13 protein-coding genes, 1 pseudogene and 1 riboswitch are annotated in these 15,815 nt (G+C 65.9%); of the genes and pseudogenes, 8 read left to right on the top strand and 6 right to left on the bottom strand.

What is annotated here, in order from left to right; all coding sequences use genetic code 11:
• Positions 1-184 precede the first annotated feature (184 nt).
• From ABD884_RS21580 to ABD884_RS21560, 5 genes and pseudogenes are all read right to left on the bottom strand, one after another.
• Positions 185-3,537 (bottom strand): annotated as a pseudogene (locus ABD884_RS21580) (AAA family ATPase).
• 672 nt (positions 3,538-4,209) lie between these two features.
• A complete protein-coding gene (locus ABD884_RS21575) occupies positions 4,210-4,584 on the bottom strand; it encodes a DMT family transporter (RefSeq protein WP_345051646.1) in 375 nt (124 codons plus the stop codon).
• Complete coding sequence (locus ABD884_RS21570) at positions 4,584-4,907, bottom strand: DMT family transporter (RefSeq protein ID WP_345051643.1); 324 nt, start codon at positions 4,905-4,907, stop codon at positions 4,584-4,586. The genes ABD884_RS21575 and ABD884_RS21570 overlap by 1 nt, the downstream gene beginning before the upstream one ends.
• 9 nt (positions 4,908-4,916) lie before the next feature.
• A riboswitch (guanidine-III (ykkC-III) riboswitch) is annotated at positions 4,917-4,982 on the bottom strand.
• 41 nt (positions 4,983-5,023) lie between these two features.
• Positions 5,024-5,644, bottom strand: coding sequence for an RES domain-containing protein (locus ABD884_RS21565; protein WP_345051640.1), 621 nt, complete (start codon positions 5,642-5,644; stop codon positions 5,024-5,026).
• Positions 5,645-5,647: 3 nt separating this feature from the next.
• A complete protein-coding gene (locus ABD884_RS21560; RefSeq protein WP_345051637.1) occupies positions 5,648-6,040 on the bottom strand; it encodes a hypothetical protein in 393 nt (130 codons plus the stop codon).
• A 278-nt stretch (positions 6,041-6,318) separates the two neighbouring features.
• On the opposite strand from ABD884_RS21560, the gene ABD884_RS21555 reads away from it, so the two are divergent.
• From ABD884_RS21555 to ABD884_RS21540, 4 genes are all read left to right on the top strand, one after another.
• Complete coding sequence (locus ABD884_RS21555; protein WP_345046066.1) at positions 6,319-7,089, top strand: TnsA-like heteromeric transposase endonuclease subunit; 771 nt, start codon at positions 6,319-6,321, stop codon at positions 7,087-7,089.
• Positions 7,090-7,106: 17 nt separating this feature from the next.
• Positions 7,107-9,188 carry a Mu transposase C-terminal domain-containing protein gene (locus ABD884_RS21550; RefSeq protein WP_345046065.1) on the top strand — a complete coding sequence of 694 codons (2,082 nt, stop codon included), beginning with the start codon at positions 7,107-7,109 and terminating at the stop codon, positions 9,186-9,188.
• Positions 9,179-9,766: a TniB family NTP-binding protein gene (locus ABD884_RS21545; RefSeq protein WP_345046064.1), complete on the top strand. Its 588-nt coding sequence runs from the start codon at positions 9,179-9,181 to the stop codon at positions 9,764-9,766. Before ABD884_RS21550 ends, ABD884_RS21545 begins: the two co-directional genes overlap by 10 nt.
• Before the next feature lie 94 nt (positions 9,767-9,860).
• Positions 9,861-11,036, top strand: a complete 1,176-nt coding sequence (locus ABD884_RS21540; protein ID WP_345046063.1) for a tyrosine-type recombinase/integrase — start codon at positions 9,861-9,863, stop codon at positions 11,034-11,036.
• Here ABD884_RS21540 and ABD884_RS21535 read toward each other — a convergent pair.
• The gene (locus ABD884_RS21535) at positions 10,967-11,809 is read right to left on the bottom strand and encodes a hypothetical protein (protein ID WP_345046062.1); all 843 of its coding nucleotides are present in this window, start codon (positions 11,807-11,809) and stop codon (positions 10,967-10,969) included. The two genes, ABD884_RS21540 and ABD884_RS21535, sit on opposite strands and share 70 nt — an antisense overlap.
• A gap of 51 nt (positions 11,810-11,860) precedes the next feature.
• On the opposite strand from ABD884_RS21535, the gene ABD884_RS21530 reads away from it, so the two are divergent.
• From ABD884_RS21530 to ABD884_RS21515, 4 genes are all read left to right on the top strand, one after another.
• A complete protein-coding gene (locus tag ABD884_RS21530; RefSeq protein WP_345046061.1) occupies positions 11,861-13,672 on the top strand; it encodes a tyrosine-type recombinase/integrase in 1,812 nt (603 codons plus the stop codon).
• A complete protein-coding gene (locus tag ABD884_RS21525) occupies positions 13,669-14,244 on the top strand; it encodes a DUF6262 family protein (RefSeq protein WP_345046060.1) in 576 nt (191 codons plus the stop codon). The genes ABD884_RS21530 and ABD884_RS21525 overlap by 4 nt, the downstream gene beginning before the upstream one ends.
• 105 nt (positions 14,245-14,349) lie before the next feature.
• On the top strand, positions 14,350-14,910 hold the full coding sequence (locus ABD884_RS21520; protein ID WP_345051628.1) for a hypothetical protein: 561 nt from the start codon (positions 14,350-14,352) through the stop codon (positions 14,908-14,910).
• The gene (locus ABD884_RS21515; RefSeq protein WP_345046058.1) at positions 14,907-15,785 is read left to right on the top strand and encodes a TniQ family protein; all 879 of its coding nucleotides are present in this window, start codon (positions 14,907-14,909) and stop codon (positions 15,783-15,785) included. Before ABD884_RS21520 ends, ABD884_RS21515 begins: the two co-directional genes overlap by 4 nt.
• Positions 15,786-15,815: the final 30 nt, after the last annotated feature.

Here is a 15,815-nt window from a genome sequence, read left to right as displayed (position 1 = left end):
CCCGATAATTCGGGGGTTTTTTCGTTTCTTGGGGATTCAGTGCATCTAGGTGTAGCTGAAACTGTAGCTATTTGCACTGCCGGACGTGATGGGCGCGAAGCGGCGGTTATCCGACAAGAATTTGTAAGCGAAACACGGACTACCGACCCGGAATTTTCGCAGGACAAAACGCTGCCATGCTCGGTTACGACATGAGCGACATCTGGATCCCCAGTCCCATGTCCAGTGTCGACGGGGACGGCTGGTAGGGGTGCGCTGTCGCGTTGGCGGGGCTGGTGCGAGTCTGGGTAGCAGGGGAGAGCTTTGTCTGGAGGCGTTGGCGTTGGTTTTGCATGTCGGGTTCCTCCCAGCTGACTGGGGTTCCGAGCGGGTTGGTGTTGTCGGTGATGGCCCAGCGGTCCCGGTAGATGAGGATTTCCTGTAGCGTTCGCCGTCGCCGGTCCGGGTCCGGGATGTTCTGGAGTTGTGAGGCGAGGTCCTGCACCCATGGTTCCTGACGGGTGGGGATGCGTGTGGCTACGAGTTTGGCGCGGTTGCGGATGCGTTGTTCGACCTGGGTCATGAGATTGCTCAAGTCGGGTCGGTTGCCGGGGCATCGGACGAGCCCTTCGGGTGCTTCGTGGAGGTTGGCGGCGGTGCGTAGCCGGTTGTGGATGATGGCGGTTAGGTCGCGGACTTCGCCGCGGGGCGCCATTGCGTTGAGCACTTCGCGTTCGGCCAGGTTCCGGTCATGTGCTGCCAGCCGCTTCCAGGCGGCGACAGTGGGTCCCCATGCCGGGGAGCGTTGCAGATCCCCGGCCGAACCGGGGAAGCTGGTGGTGAGGAAATCCGCGAGGTCCTCGTCGGCGGCGAGTTGGGTGAGGTAGTCGTGCTCGGCGGCGAGATGGTGGAGGGTATCGGTGCTGTCCTGGAGTTCCTGCCGGGTTTCGTGTGCGGTGTGTTCGGCACCTTCGGCGGCCAGGACCTGGCCGAGGATCTCTGGCCAGCCAGGCAGAGCTGTCGGATCAATCTGCTCGTCCGCGTCGGTGTCGGGTTCAACGATGTAGGCGGTGTTGGTGGTCCGGCCGCGGGTCATGCCGACGTAGAACAGTTCGCGGGTGAGCCTGCCTTCGGTGACGACGATGTGCCCGGTGTCGGCGGTGATTCCCTGCGAGCGGTGCGCTGTGGTTGCGTACCCCAATTCCGTAAACCCGGACAGGTAGCTTCGGTCAAGGTTGATGGTGGCGCCGGTGTCTTTTCTGACGCAGGACACGCTGCCGGCTTTGGTGGGGGGTGCGGTGATGGTCAGGAGGGTGCCGTTGCGGATGAACCCGCCCAGGCTGTCCCTGATTCGTCGGTCGTTGCGCCGGGCCAGGATCACGTCCCCGCAACCGGCTGTGAGGCCATCGGCCAGGGGCACGGTGTGCCGGGTGTCAACGGCTCCGGCGGCGGCCCGGTCGTCCTGTGCGCGCCGGTTGAGGACGGTCACGGTGTCATTGTCCGCGGCGATGAGGATGGAGGCCAGCCCCGTTTTCTCGTCCGCGGCCCATCCCGCGTACGCAGCCTCGATCATCCGGTGGTCGTTTCCGGCCAGGATCCGGCCGTGCCGCTGGTACTCGAGGATCCCGTCCCAGTTCCCGGCCCGCAGATGGAGCGAGGCAGCGCCTTCCCAGGCGTGGGTGAAGCGGTGCAGTGAGGTCAGCCGCACTGCCCGGCCGGTGCGGTCGAGCCAGCCGAGCATCCCGCCGGCGTCGATGGAATCCAGCTGGGCAGGGTCACCGACCAGCACCAGTTTCGCGCCTGCCGCGGTGGCCATTTCGTCACGTTTTCCGCTCCGAGTCCCAACGCGTCGCCGAGGACGTCGGCGGACACGGCGGCCGGGGCGAGGGCGACCACGCTGCCGGGACCGTGGATCCGTTGCCAGCCATCGCTCACGGCCTTCATCGTGGCGGTCTTCCCTGCCCCGGCCGGGCCGGTGAGCGCGTCCAGACGGCGCCGGCTGCTCAGGACCCGGAGGGCGGCGTCCTGCTGGTCCGCGAACAGGACGGACCCCGCACTGCCGGGCGTGGCGGTGACGGCGTCGACGGCGTCCCAGGGCTCCAATCCGGGCGCGTCGGTGGCGTGGCTGGCAGCCATGATGGCCTCCTCATCGGCCAGGATCCGGGCGTTGGTGAAGACCCGGTCGGTGGCCGGGTCGAAAACCGTGTGCCCGTCGGCGGCGAGATCAGCCCGGGCGTTCTCCGGAGCGATATACCGGTAGTCGTTGAGCGGGACAGAAAGTGTCTGGGCTTCGTCGGCAAGGGCGTCGATCATCGCTGTGCGTTCGGCGGGGCTGGCCATCCGGATGCCGGCGCAGACGCGTTCGGCCTCGGCGAGCAGATTCCACCGGTTCCAGGTGGCGCGTTTCTGGGCGACAAGGTCCATCACCAGCTGCCCGGTGACCTGCCGCCATTCCAGGGACAGGTCCGCACCCGTGAGGGGCCGGGTGCGGGACTGGTGGACAGTGCCGGCACTCAAACGTTCCGGCGAACAGCCAAGGCCTTCGGCCCGGCGACGCCAGGATGTAAGCCGCTCTGCCAGCGGTACGGGTTGGGCGTCCTTGGCCGTCCGGGTGGACAGGGTGGCCTGTTGCCGCAGCTTCAGGATGGTGGCGTCGGAGGGATTGGTCCCGTGTTCGAGGTTCCAGAGCCGGACCAGCCGGTCCTTCTCGAGTTCGATGATCCGTGCCCGGGCGGAGAACTCGGTGATCAGCCCGGCGTCGATCCCGGATAGCTCGCGGCTGGGGTTGCGTTCGACCGAGGCCGGTGTCCGCAGCTCGGTCTCGGTTCCCAGGCTGCGCCGCAGCTCGTCGAAGAGCAGGCCGTTGTAGTGCTCGCTGGCCGCGACCACCGCCTTGTACAGGGTCCGGGAATCGAGAGTGGTCCACGCCCCGTCGGTGGTTCGTTGGACGCGGTTGGCGATGACAGGTGGGTGTGCAGTTGGGGGTCACCGGCCCGGGATTCCCAATGATCAAACGCGGCGGCGATTCCTCCGCGGACCGGGACGTGGGCCACGCCGTTGCGGCCGGTCCGGGTGCGTATGGCCCGGCGCTCGAGCCAGACCAGGGTGTCCTGCACGGCGCGGTGATGCGCCGCGAATACCTGATCCCGGATGTCTTGCGGGCTGAGCGCCCACAGGACCGAGACCGACTTCGGAACGCTGAACGTCAAGTCGAACCCGGCGACGGGGTAACGCGTTGATGTTCCGGTTTTCCGGCCCGGCCCTGCCGGGACAGTGGCCCGCTGCCCGTGTCGGCGGCCCAGCGGCTCACCGGTGACCGGATGCAGTGCTCCGTCGAAGACTGCCTTCGCCGAATCATCCGTCAGGACGGTGCCGGGGGCAAGGCCGATGCCGTCCATGCCGCTGCCCAGCCAGGTCCCGGGCGGGTTACCGGATTTCGTGTAGTAGTCCGTCAGATCGCGCACGGTCACATCACCATGGGCCGTGGTCTTCAGCGGGTACTTGACCCCGGCATCCGCAGACAGCCGGGCAATGGACATCGTCACCGCAATGGCCCAGGAACAGCCGCGGAATGCCGGCAGGGACCGCATACCGGGCTGGGGGTGATGATGGTGTTTCGCCGTTGCTTCACGCCCCTTCATCGTCCGCAACGGGTTCGGGCACATGACCAGCGGCGGCAATAGGCGGCTGTCCCTTTTCGATCGATAGCCGGCTGTTACTGGCTTGGATGCCAGACGTGTGAATGATGGGGAAGTGCGTTCCGGATGCCGAGGGATGAGAAATGTGGAGCGCTCGGCCACTAACTTAAGGATTTGCCGGCCAAGGAATGAGACGCGTGCGTCACCGTCGGACGCAGCAAGCTCTTGCGCGCCAGCCCAATCAACTTGGGGAATCGAGAACGCGCAAAGGTGCCCGCACAAATCTGTGCGCCGCTGTCTGCCCATACGTCGCGCTGGCGGTTGGGATCGTGCCACTTTTGTCAGATTACGGTCTAAGAGATTCTCGACTCCTTGTCAGAAAAAGAAGAATCGGACCCTATTCTGACAGCTTTCGGATACCTGGCTGACGTCGGGTTGGGGTGTGCCTCTAGCATGCAGGCTCCAATGTGCCGGAGGCGACCGTCCGAAGAGTTACCTGTTGCCTAGGTGTGGCATGCCGCGTCCCCTTAAGGTTGCTGGGGAGCTAAGAATGCAAAATCTAGCGAACTTTTCACCGGACGAACACTCCGAGTCAGCGGCGGGAAGAAACTGCCTCGAGCTCCCCCTCGGGAGCACCACTGGGCTGGGCTCTCAGGCCAGCGGCGCAGCCCACGATGCCCGAAATGAACAGCAGTTTCAGCAGGCTGAGGGGCTCCACGCCGGTTGCCATCGCCCAGCCCACCGTGAGTGCGGCACCAATACCTACCCAGATAGCGTAGGCGGTGCCGAGTGGGATTGTGCGGATAGCCCAGCCCAGCCCGAGCATACTCAGCGTTGCTGTGGCGGCGAAGACCACGGTCGGCAGGGGTTTGCTGAAGCCGTCGGACATCCCTAAGGCTGTGGCCCACACGGCTTCCAGTACGGCCGAGGTCAGAAGTACGAACCAGGGGATGGAACGCTGCAGCATCACGCGGCCACCTTTAGGCCAACCACGCACGCGGCGATGCCGGACAGCAGGAGCAGGCGCGTCGCCGTCAAGCCTTCAACTTTGGTGATGACGGCATACGCAGAGGTCAGCACCACGCCGACGCCTACCCACACGGCGTAGGCGGTGCCGGTGGGAATGGACTGCATCGCGATGGCCATACCGCCGGTGCTGGCGGACACGGAGGCCAGGAACACGGCGGCGGGGGCGAGGCGATGCCTGCCCGAGGCCTGGGAAGCACGGTGAAGCGCTGCTGCCCAGACGGCTTCAAGTGCGCCGGAGAAAATAAGTAGCAGCCATGCCATCAGGGATCCTTTGGCCAGTCTTGTCGCGTGCCGGGTACTGAACCGTCGTCCGGAGGCTCGGTTTCAGAGCCTTGGTTCACCTTCACATGGACGGTTGTTCTAGTCAATGGTTCTAGTTAGATTACGAACGTTTCTTTTGATTCAAAGCAATGGTCTTGTGAGAGTGTAGTTGGCCGGGCCGAAACGGGAGACTGGAGAGTAAAAGTGACGCCATCGAAGTCTGTCATTTCATAGAGCCACGCGGCGACAGCCTGTGTCAGGCGCCGCGGCCGGGCGTCCTTCAGCGCCGCTGCGTCAAAGTCAGCCAGGCCCAGGCTCAGGGCCACACCGATGAAGTGCGGGTACAGGGCTGCGACGCTGCCGGAGGCGGTCACCGCACAGTAGCGGCCCGACAACTCAGCCGATCCGGCCGCGCGTTCATCGAGCCATTCCTTGGGGACTTGTCCAGGGGGAATTGTCGGATGCAGGACCTTGTCCTCGTCGTCCTCGATGATCTCGTCCAGCTCCATGCTGAGTCTGGCGTCATGACGGAAGCCGGCCAGAACCTCGAGCAGGCAAGCCAGCAGGCTCGAGCCTGCGTAGATTGTGCGGAAGTTGCCGTGCAGGTCGTCCCATCGGCCCGGGAATCTGCCGTCCGTGGCCCATTCCCAGCCGCTCCAGGCCCATGGCTCCGGTTGGAATCCGACGCGCCAGACTCTTGCCGCGGCTTCAGTCGCGGTCAGTTGTTCAGAAGCCACCGATCAGCCTGCCGCCGCGAAAGCGCGTGCAGCGGCCAGGACGAGCGGGCCGGCGTCGTCCAGCTGCCCCTCGCGGAGCAAACGCGCCGGAGGGACATCGTCAAGCTGTGGATTCATCCCTTGGAACCAGGCCTGCACCACGGCCCTGGAATCACGCTCACCGAGCAGGGCCGCCACGTGGTAGGCCGTGCGCAGGCGCCGCATTACATCGGCGGAGGGCTTCCTTTCCCCGTCCGCCCAAAGCCGTACAGCGCGCGTTTCCTTCACCGATCCGATGTACGCGACCAGCTTCGCCCCCAGCAGATCCCTCAGATCGCGGACCAGCTCCGGGTCGGGAAGACGGATGGAATCCTGATGGGCCTTTAGCCCTCCACGGGCTCCCGTCACTGCTGTCATACCTGATGATCCCACGGAAAGCAGGTGAAATCAAGGACTAAAACACACCCTAAAACACACCCAAAACGCCGATAATGAAGATTCCGTCAAGTAGCGTCTCCGGCAGCTGAGTCGGAAAAACTTCAAATCGGGAGGGCGTGTCCTGTCTCACCTAAGGTGAGGCAATCTCACTACAGATGAGGCATTGCCTTTTTTGTCTCACTGCAGTTAAGGCATTGGTGCGGCGTGTCTCACCTCACTTAAGGCATTGGCCGGTTTTGTCTCATTACAGTTGTGGCATGGGACACGCTGCGGCGGCGTCCGAAGCTTGTGCCGGACGCGATCTTGCTCCAGGCGCCCTGACCTACAGGGAGCAATTTTCCTCTGCGTCCAGGACTGGTTATCTCGCTGATTGCTGGATGATCCCGTTTGAGAACTCATTGCCGATTCGGCGTCTGACAGCATTCAAGGGACAGCGTAACTTCGCCGGTCTCTGGTGGTGCGCCACGAACCAGCGGCACGTCGGCTTCGAATCCTGGTGCGAACGTGACAATCTGATGCTTCTGGACTTCGACCCTGATGTCGCCGGCTTCTCATCCCAACCCTTCCGCATGACCCTGCCTTCCTCCCTCCCCCAGGGTTCACACGTGCCGGACTACTTCGTCCGGCTGGCGGATGGCTCGGCCGCCGTGATCGATGTCCGGCCTGACAACAGGGTGACTCCGGCGGATCAGGACATTTTTCATGCGACGGAGGACTTGTGCGCGACGGTCGGCTGGGCGTACAGGCGCCTCGGAGGGTTGCCGGCTGTTCTTCTGGCAAATCTGCGGTGGCTGTCCGGATACCGGCACCCGAGGTGTGTTCGGCCGTCGACAGCAGCCAAGCTCCTGGACAGGCTCGCCGCCGACGGCCCGATGTCAATACGTAGCCTGGCTGCTGCAACCGGTGACCCTGTCACGATCCTTGCACCGTTGTTCCACCTTCTCTGGACCCATCGCATCGGCACTGACATCTGCGCCCGGGTCCTCCATCAGGGCACGATGGTCTGGCTGAACGGCGAAGCACCGTGATGGGCGGGCGGGCCGTATTGACCCTCGGTGATGACGTTGAGCTCCGAGGGGTCATCTACCGGCTAACTGCTCTTGACGGTGAGGTCGCCATGCTTGCCGTTGCCGGCGAGGCACCTGTCGCGATCAAAGTCGGATCACTCCTGGCAGACAAGACCTTCAGGATCGTGGGAACTCAGCCAACGCGGCGGCGGATCGCAGGCCCGTCACCGCTGTTCGAATCGCTCCCTTCCGACGTGCAGGCAAGAGCGCGGTGGATGGAAAGCCACATGACCGAAGTCCTGGAGGGCATCCCCTGCAATGCCGATCCGGGCCAGACCGCCAGAAGGACCTTCGACGTCGAACTCACATCCTTGCGGCAACGCGAACAGGCCAAATTGGCGGAGCTTCACGAATTGGGCGAAACCATGAGCATCGGCTCGCTGCAGCGGTTGCGCCATGCCTACGAGAAAAGGGGCATCCTCGGGCTCGTTGACCGGCGGCTCATCCGCCAAACGCCCCTGGCAGGCCGGACGGACCAGCGGGTGGTCGATGCCATCCTCTCAGTGCTGGAAGGCAACACCCATCAGTCATCAGGAACCACGGACCGTTTGATGCGCCAAGTACGCAAGCAACTCGAAGCCGATCACGGGCCGGACGTTGTCCCTCTGCCGTCGAGGGCCACATTCCACCGCCTCATCGGCAGGCTTGCCGAGGGGCGCCACGCAACCGGGTCAGCCCGGACCCGGCGCACACTTGCCCAGCAACCGGAAGGACCTTTCGGCGCCGTCTACCCGGTCAGGCCCGGGGAATTGATGCAGATTGACTCCACTCCCCTGGACATCGCCGTCGAACTCGACGACGGCGTCATCGGCCGCGTCGAACTGACCGCAATGGTCGACATCGCAACTCGCAGCATCCCGGCAGCGGTCGTGCGCCCGGCAACGAAGGCTGTTGACGCGGCCCTGCTGCTCGCGCGGTGCCTGACCCCCGAGCTGATGCGGCCTGGTTGGGCCCAAGCGGCATCCATGGCCGCTTCCGCCCTGCCCTACCGGTCGATGAAATCCATCGACGAACGACTCGAGTACGCCGCCGCGAAACCGATTATCGTTCCGGAAACCATTGTCTGTGACCACGGCAAGGCCTACCTCTCCAACACCTTCAAGAGCGCGTGCCGCAGCCAGGGCATCAGCCTGCAGCCAGCACACCCCGACACGCCCACCGACAAGCCAGTCATTGAACGCACCCTGCAGTCCATCGGCACACTCTTCGCCCAATACGTCACCGGCTACCTGGGTTCCTCCGTCGAACGACGCGGCAAGAACGCCGAGCACCAGGCCGTGTTCTCCTTGCTGGAGATCCAGGACCTTCTCGATGAATGGATCGTCACCGGCTGGCAAAACCGCCCCCACGACGGGCTCCGGGACCCCTTCACACCCTCCCGGGTACTGACGCCGAACGAGAAATACGCGGCCCTTCTTGCGGTCAGCGGCTATATCCCGGTACCGCTCGGCGCCGAGGACTATCTGGAACTCCTGCCCGCCGAAACACGGGTGATCAACAGCTATGGTGTCAAAATCCGCCACCGGGTCTACGACACCGCCGATTTGAATCCTTACCGCGGCCAGAAATCCGGGATGAAAGCGCTCAAGGACCTATGGGAGGTCAGATACGACCCCTATGACGCCGGTTGTGTCTGGATCCGCAACCACCACGACGGCGGCTGGATCACCGCTTACTGGCGACACCTGTCCGCCTCTCCCCAACCCTTCGGGGACGACATCTGGGACTACGGACGCCAGATCGTCGGGCAACGCGGCATCACGAACCCCTCAGAGGAAACCATCAAGGCTGCGGTGGACAGCATCCTCGACAAAGCCTCACCCCCGGCCAAACCGCGGGCGAGGAACAGGAAAGACCAGCGGGCCGCCGCCCGCAATACTGCTGCCGTGGTGGCCCAACGTCCGCGGCCACACACCGTTCAGCCTGCTCTGGAAAAGCCCCCGACGCCGGACCCAGTGACCGGACCAGCCACGGAACGAGAAGCGGATACCCCGCAGCTGGCGAAGGTCATTCCGCTGAAGATATACAACCCCCAGGAAAAGGCCGACGAATGGTGGTAGAAACAGCAGAACTTCCCAGCGCCAGCCGCGCGCCAACCACGACTTTGCAGGGCTGGCGGAGCTTCGTCAGTTCAGTCGCGCCCGAGATGGATCCGCCCGACCCGGCGGTACTGGCGGCTATGAGTGCCATCGAGCGTGAACGCTACGACGAGCAACGTATCAGCTACCACTCCGAACTGGTCATCGTGGAAACCTCAACCGTGCGCTCCATCACGAACCAGGGCCGGCTGTTGATGATGCTCAACCAGCGTGAGATCAGCGCCCGGCGCGGACTGGTAGTCTCCGGCCCCTGGGCCTCCGGCAAAACCACCGCCATCAAACTCCTCGGCAAAACGCATGAGCTATTGATCAAGCGGAAGTACCCCAGACAGGACCGCATCCCCGTCGTCTACATCACCACGCCACCCAAAGGCTCGCCCCGGAAACTGGCCAGCGAATTCGCCAACTTCCTCGGACTGCCCCAACGCCCCCGCCAGAACGTCACCGACATCGCCGACGCCGTCTGCCAGGTCCTCACAGACGCAAAGACAGACCTCGTCATCGTGGACTTTACCGACCGTGATTTGTGTTGTTCGTGATGTCCGTTCGAGCCTGTGATCCGATCGTCACGGGCCCGTTTACCGACCGGGACCGGGACGTTCGTCATGTTCTGGTGTCGGTTTGGAGGACGAAGTGGTACAGCGTGTGGTGGTCGGGGACCTGAGGGTCCAGCAGATCAATCGGAAGGACGGGCAGCGGTCGTGGACGATCGTGTGGCCCGAGGGGACAGTCCATGAGGAGGCGGACCGGTTCCTGCGGCGGCATGACGGTTCGGGGACGCAGAAGACGTACGCGTACTACCTGGTGGACCACCTGCGGTGGCTGGAGCGCGAATGCCTGGCCTTGGACAAGGTCCGGCTGCGGGACCTTGAGCGCTACATGGGCATCGTCGGCGCCGAGGTCCGCATGCCGCTCGGCGAACCGTGGAGGGTCGGCAAGCGCCCCTACGGACGCTCGGCCCTGTCTACTGCGGCGGCCTGTCTGAAGGGCTTCTACCTGCACCAGTCCTCCCTCGGCATCAACGGGGAGCTCGGCAGGAAGCTCGACACGTCCCGGCTGCCGTCGCGGGCGGACCGGCGCCGGTCCTTCCTCGGGCACGTGAAGTCCACGCTGCCGGCCAACCAGCTCGCGCCCTCGGGGCCGCACCGCCGGCATCCGAAGATGCTCCCGGACGGCGCAAGAGGGAAGCTGCTGGCCGCCGTGAATGCGGCCCGGGACCGGCTGGTGGTGACCTGGCTCGCGGACGGTGGCCTGCGGATCGGTGAATTGTGCGGGCTGCACATGGTCGACCTGCACCTGCGGGAGAACGCGGGGTGCGGCGAGTGTCGCGCCCCGCACCTGCACGTCTGCCACCGTCCGGGAAACCCGAACCGGGCCGAGGCGAAGACCAAGCATCCCTGGCGGGTCGAGCACGGCATTGTGACCGGCGGGCTGATCAAGCGGGTCAGTCCGGCGATGGTGCACGCCTACTTCGAGTACGTCATCACCGAGTACCCGGCCGGCGCCGGCCACGGCATGCTCCTGGTCCAGCTGCATGGCACCGATACCGGTCAGCCGTGGTCCCCGGTCGGGGCCCGGCGGATGCTCGGCCGGGCCGGGAAACGCGCCGGTCTGGGGCTCGTGAAACCTCATGCCTTCCGGCACACGTTTGCTTCAGCGGTTCTTGACGCCGCGGACGGCAACCTGCTGATCGCCCGTGACGCGGGCGGTTGGGCGTCGGCGGCGATGGTCGATGAGGTCTACGGGCACGTCGACGTCCACGACCCGGCGTTCGACGCCGCACTGCGCGCGGTCTGGGGTGAGGCGTGATGCGGCGGCAGGAGTACCTTCGGCCGTTGTTCGCCGGGCGTCCGGACCGGGTCGGCCGGGACCGGCTGGAGATCCTGACCGCGCTGATCAGCGGGCCGTCGTTCGACCCGATCTTCCGCCCGGAGGTCATCGCGATCCCGCGTGGCCACGCGATCTACCGGTGGGAGTGCGTGGTCCAGGGATGCGAACGCACCCGCACGGGCGGGTCGGACCTGTGCTCGGAGCATCAGCGTCAGTGGACCCGTGACAGCGGGCACGGCGTGGGCAGGGCCGCCTTCGTGTCCGCCGCCCAGGGCCTGGACCGGCGCGCCGGAGCGGAAGAGGCCATCTGCCGGATCTGCCCTGAGCGCCCTGCAGCCGGCAATGACCTGGGGCTGTGCCAGCGCCATGTGAGCCGCTGGGCCGCACGCAAGGGCGAGGGAGAGGACAGCGGCTCCTTCGCTGCCTGGGTCAGCGGCGAACCGGCGTGCCCCGGCTACGGGCGCTGCGGTGCGGTCGTCTGCCCGAATCTGGCAGACTCCCCGCTGGGGCTGTGCGCGTGGCACGGCAGCCGCTACCGCCGTGACGGCCGGCCCGGGGACGCCGCGATGCCGCACAACTGGTGGCAGCAATACGAGAGGTTCGGAAAGACGGTGCCGATCGGGTACGGCGACCAGGCCGCGTTCCAAGACTGGTGCGCTGCCGTTATCGCCCAGCCGTGGCCGGGGCAGATCAATCTTCGCGGGCTGCGGCCCCTGGTGCGCGCCGAGATCCAGTGGGGGCTGTCCGTCCACACCCGCCGGACCCGGCCCAGCCGCTGGGACCTGGTCCGGATCCGGTCGCTGGTGACCACCTGCCGCAGACTCGAGGTGGACTCGCTGGTCGACTTCGACTTCGAGCGCGTGGACAGCGGTTCCGCCGCGATCGCCAAGGAGATCCTGCACGAGCTGCGCCTGGTCTACTTCACCCCTGAGCAGGCCAGGGACGCCGGGTTCCTGGAGACCGAGCACTTCGGGGTGCTGTTCCCGCACCGGTTGAGCCACCTCGACCTGACCGGCATCCCGCAGCGCTGGCTGCGGGATCTGACGTGGGACCACCTGGCGGACCTGCTCCGGTCCCCGCGCTGCCCGCGCTCGGCCGGCCCGGTCGACAACCTGCGCCGGGCAGCCGTCGAGCTGGGAACCTTCCTGGAAGTCGACGCCCCTGGCGGTGGCCACGACCCGGCGGCCCTGCGGGAAGAGCACGCCCAAAGGTTCGTCGCCGACCAACGCCACCGCGAACGCGATGGGCTCCCCTCGCTGGCCGTCAAACGGATGGACGGGACCGCGAGCATCGTCACCACCGTCACCCGGTCGGTGGTGTTCAACGCCGTCCGCAAACTGATGCGCGGGGCCCTGGACAGCGGCGCCGTCGAACGGCTGGGCCTGGACCGGGAGTTCATCATCGCGTTTCCGAGTGCCGGCGCCGCCACCGGCCGGACCGCGCGTCGGCCCTTCCCCGACGAGGTCGCCCGGGCCCTGGCAGACGAGGCGAATCTTGCCGAACTGGCCGCAACCCACGACGCCAGCGACAACGGCGCCCGCGACATCTGGGAGACCACCGTCATCACCGGCCGCCGCATCGGGGAGGTAATCAAGGTGCGGTGGGACTGCATCGGCCGCTACGGCGGCCTGGCGATGTTCTGGCATGACCAGACCAAGGTCGGCAACTACGATGTCGCGATCCGCATACCCGAACGCCTCTACGGGATCCTTGCCGAACGCCAGCGCAAGACCCTGGACCGCTTCACCGCCCGCTACGGCCACCGGCCGACCGGAGCCCAACGGGCCGGACTGGCCCTGTTTCCCACGACCTACCGCAGCCACGACGGGACGGCTTCGCTGACCCACCAGTGGTTCTACAGCCGGTTCCGTCCCTGGGTGGACGCCATGGACCTCGGCCACTACGTCCCCCACCAGGCGCGCCATACCCTGGCCACCAACCTGCTGCGCCACGGCGCGACCCTGACCCACATCCGCCGATACCTCGGACAGGTCAGTGACCGGATGGCGGAGCACTACGTCCACCTGACCAGCTCCGACCTGGAGAACGTGCTTCAGCACGTCTGGGTCGCCGGCCCCGGCACGGCCCAACCCGGCGAGCTCCTGGCCGGGGACGCAGCCCCGCTCACCCGCCAGCAGGCCCAGGCCCTGGCGATCGACCTGTCGCGCCGCAGCACTCCGGCCGAGGGCGGGTTCTGCACCTTCCAGCCCGTCGTCTCCGGCGGCGCCTGCCCCTGGAACCTGGACTGCCATAACTGCGACAAGTTCGTCCTCTCAGGCGCCGACCTCCTCTATTGGCGCCGCAAGCGCGAGCAGTGGCGGCTGCTGGCCGAAGGCGCCCCGGACGACGCCACCGCCGACTATCTCCACCGGCACTTCGAGCCCACCGCCCGTGCCATCGATGGCCTGGAGAAGGCCCTGGCCGGCCTCGGTCTCCTCGAGGACGCCCTGGCCCTGGACCTGCGCAAACCCCAGGACTACTTTCACCGCGTGTGGTCCACCGCCTTCCGCGCCACCGACCTCGCCGACGCGGGCAACGACGAGGAGAGCGAGTACAGCGGATACAGCGATACGTCCACCATCGAGGACATCAGCCCCGAAGAGGACGTCGCATGAACACCGCTGCCGTCCCTGAGCCCCGCACGGCGGCGGCCCAGGCCGCCCGCCGCCGCAAGACCGAAACCGCCCTTGAGCGGGTCCATCAGGCCATCGCCCGGCTCCGGCGCGAAAAGGCCCGGGTCAGCGTTGCCGCCGTCGCCCGCCGGGCGGATGTCTCGCGCACCTTCCTCTACGACAACTTCGAGGCCAGAACCGCTATCGCAACGGCGATGGCCGAGGCCGGTGAACACCGGCCCCGGATGCTCGCCGACCAGGACAGCGAACGCGAGCTGACCTGGCGCGAACGCGCCCTGAACGCCGAAGACGGTCTCAAAGCCGCCCAGGCCGAGATCCTCACCCAGCGCACCCGCATCGGTGAACTCCTCGGCCAGATCCGTGACCTGCAGGCCGAATGGACCGAGGAAGCCGTCCAGCGGATCACCACCGAGAACACCACCCTCAAACAGCGCGTCCGCCAGTTGACCGCCGAGAACCGCGCTCTCGACGAGCGGCTCAAGGCCGCCCGCTCGAACCTGCGCTTCCAGGACCGGCGCGTCGCCGATCTCGAAGCCCAGATCGCGGGCAGCTGAAAATCCAGACCGTCCCGCTCCGTCCGGCCCGGCGCCCAGGAAATCCCTGGTCACCGGGCCGGCACCACATTGCCAACACCGAGACCACCCCGACACGCTGCAGCAATGGCCCCAACTCGCCGTCGCGGACATGTAGTCTATGTATCGTCGCAGTTCAGAGCCGCTTCACGAGCTCCTGCGGTCGGTAAAGTCGACGAGATCCACAACCTGAACCTGGCCACCAGCGCCGGCGAAGACATGTCAGACCACCTCAAATACTTCACCGAACACATGCCAGCCACCTTCGTCTACGCCGGCATCAACGTCGAAAACTCCGGCCTGTTCACCGGGCTCCGCGGACGGCAGATCTCCGCCCGCTCCGTTCTCAAAACCACCGGCCCGTTCCCGTTCACCGAAGAATGGGAAGCCCTGGTCGCCACCCTCGAAAACGGCCTGCGCCTGCACCACCACGAACCCGGCACCCTCACCGCCCAGGCCCAGCATCTGCACTACCGCACCGGCGGCAGCATCAGTAGCCTCTCCCACCTGATCCGCCAAGCCGCCATCATGGCCATCCTCACCGGCACCGAGAAGATCGACCGCGAACTGCTGAACGAGACCAGCATCGACCACGCAGCCGAATCCCTCGCACCACGACCGGCCACGACCACTGCAGCCCCACGATGACAACCGCCGCAGTGCGGATCCCTTCGCGGCCGCTGCCACGCCCGGTCCGCGTCTACAAAGACGAGACCACTCCCTCCATTATCCGGCGGCTCGGAACTGCCAACTCCCTCCAGCCCCGACAGCTCAGAACGCTCCTGAAGAGCAGCCGCCGGCCATGGCTCGAAACTCTTGCCGTCTTGGCGAACAACGACCCCGCCGTTCTGGTCCTCGCTATGCCGCAGCTTGGCCAGCACGACCCCGCCCCGTCACTGCGGCAGAAACTGGCCGGACGCCCCATCCGCACAACCCACACTGCCGCTTGCCACCGCTGCGCACTTGCCCACGGCGCCGGCCGGTACGTGCAGATCTACACCACCCACGAAATGGTCATCTGCCCGCGTCATGGACTCTGGACCGGCGAGGGCGTCGCCGGTTTCACGGACCAGTTCTCCATCCGTGCGGCCCCGGAGATCACCGCCGCCTGGCACCACCACAAAAACCTCATCACCAGCCACGGGCGCTCCACAGTCCGCAAAGCCTTCCACGTCGCCCGCGTCATCAACTGGACCTGGTACGACCAGTTACATCACTTCCCTGCCACTACCGGAATTTACGACGAACTGGCAGCCGATCAGCCCCGGCACGCCAACAGCCACGCCATCGTAGCCGCCTCGCTTTACCCCGCCATCGTCACCCTCACCGCCGCGATCAGCTCACCACACTGGGACGAAATAGCCCACTCGCGCCACCCCGACCAATTCCTGGACCGCATCAGCATTGAACTCACTGACGGCTGGCACCCCCGCGGAGCCTCAGACCCCCTACGGCACTGGATGGACACAGACTGGCTACCCGGATTCCGCGGACCCGACACCATCAGCCCGCCCAAGCCATGATGGACCTTGGGCCCGGAGACCGTCACACCG

The sequence above is a fragment of the Arthrobacter methylotrophus genome (genome assembly GCF_039539965.1).
Classification (GTDB): Bacteria; Actinomycetota; Actinomycetes; order Actinomycetales; family Micrococcaceae; genus Arthrobacter; species Arthrobacter methylotrophus.
Note: the sequence above shows the minus strand (reverse complement) of the source record. Positions and strands in the feature narration are given on the sequence as shown.